General features: G+C 44.1%; 2 protein-coding genes and 1 pseudogene. All 3 read right to left on the bottom strand.

Annotated features, from left to right (window positions below):
* Nucleotides 1–137 precede the first annotated feature (137 nt).
* Nucleotides 138–359 (bottom strand): annotated as a pseudogene (locus tag KDK13_RS11255) (IS110 family transposase); the annotation flags it as partial.
* 273 nt (nucleotides 360–632) lie between these two features.
* Nucleotides 633–1064: a type II toxin-antitoxin system VapC family toxin gene (locus KDK13_RS11260; protein ID WP_257285068.1), complete on the bottom strand. Its 432-nt coding sequence runs from the start codon at nucleotides 1062–1064 to the stop codon at nucleotides 633–635.
* Nucleotides 1061–1318, bottom strand: coding sequence for a type II toxin-antitoxin system Phd/YefM family antitoxin (locus tag KDK13_RS11265; protein WP_257285069.1), 258 nt, complete (start codon nucleotides 1316–1318; stop codon nucleotides 1061–1063). The genes KDK13_RS11260 and KDK13_RS11265 overlap by 4 nt, the downstream gene beginning before the upstream one ends.
* Nucleotides 1319–1448: the final 130 nt, after the last annotated feature.

The following is a 1448-nucleotide window of genomic DNA, read 5'->3' on the forward strand; positions in this document are numbered from 1 at the left end:
TCAAGGGAGTGCAGGTCTTACCTTTTATGCCATCATTTGAACTTTATCCACGCAACTCGTTGCAGGCTTCTTACACTGATTAACCGCTTTTGCTTTTCTTTTCTAACGACAAATGTTTAATAGTTTAATGACTATGTTCATGCCGCAGCCTTGTATGGCTCTTTCTTGGTTAACACAGCCCAGGCAATGCGGGCATTTTTATTGGCAACAGCCACCGCAGATATATTCTTGCCCCTGCGCTGATCAAGCTCTTTAATCCAGTTATTACGTCTATCGTCGTGTTTATCAGCTACCCTGACAACGGTTCGTCCACCGTGTATCAGCAGGGTTCGAAGGTAGGTGTCACCCCGCTTACTGATCCCCAGTAAAGAAAACCGGGGTCAGAAAACCGGGGTCAGGTCTTTCTTTGTGTACAACCTTTGTCGTTTATAAAGATATAAAGGAGATATTTTCACAATGTAAGGCCTGCCTCAGATTCCCCTTTTAACAACTCTACTCTCTCAATTTCTTACTTTGCTTATAAACGATAGAATTTGTACACAAAGACTTGGCCCCTTTTTTTGACTACGCTTTTAGACCTCACTCTTCGAAAGTGTACCAGAACGTAGACCATCAGGAGCATTCACAAATCATCAAAAACAGGATTCATCCCAAGGGTTAAACAGCTCGGCCTGGCTCTGTCGCATATCATCGATATTCCGGGTAACCACTGTGCAACTATGGACTAATCCTGTCACTGCAATTAACCCATCAATAGCTGGTATTGGGGTGCCCGCCAGTTCGGCTTCGGCTTGAATAGCACCCCATTTAAGGGCCACATTTAAGTCCACTGACAGGATTCGGTGCCTGAATCTGTCTTTAAGGTCAAACTCCAGCCAGTTGCGTAATTTTCTTCGCCGGGCAGGGTCTTTATTTTTTTCGACACCTTTTTCAATCTCTCCCAGTGTTAATACACAAAGGTGAAGACTTTGTTCATCCACACTTCCTAACCAATCGATCACTTGCGGGTTTGGTTTTTTTTTGAATACTTCGGATAATACACAGGTATCGAGTAGATATTTCACAGTTCGATATCCCTCGGCAGCTCTTTTTCTCTGGTAAACTCTTCTGTTTCTGTGGTGCCTGCAAATGGTGAGCTGCATAAAAAGTCAACCAGGTTATTTTCAGGCAGGGCCATTCTCTGGTAATCATCGTATGAGATCACTACTACTGCGTTATCGCCGTGTTTGGTGACAAATTGCGGACCCTCATTGCAGGCCTTTTCTACTATTTGACTGAATTTGCTTTTTGCTTCCTGGAGTTGCCACTGGTTTGCCATGATACGTCCCCTTGTAATTGATGATGACTTGAAAAGGCTAGTCTGACTAGATTTCAGCGTCAAGATAACCCGGAGAAAACCGGGGTCAGGTCTTTCATTATGCACAACTATCGTCGCTTATTCCCCTGCA

The sequence above is a fragment of the Endozoicomonas sp. SESOKO1 genome, assembly GCF_024606265.1.
Classification (GTDB): Bacteria; Pseudomonadota; Gammaproteobacteria; order Pseudomonadales; family Endozoicomonadaceae; genus Endozoicomonas.

Bases quoted from the DNA above. Each gene is read 5' to 3' on its own strand.
- KDK13_RS11265 (WP_257285069.1), bottom strand. From the start codon at position 1,318: ATGGCAAACCAGTGGCAACTCCAGGAAGCAAAAAGCAAATTCAGTCAA.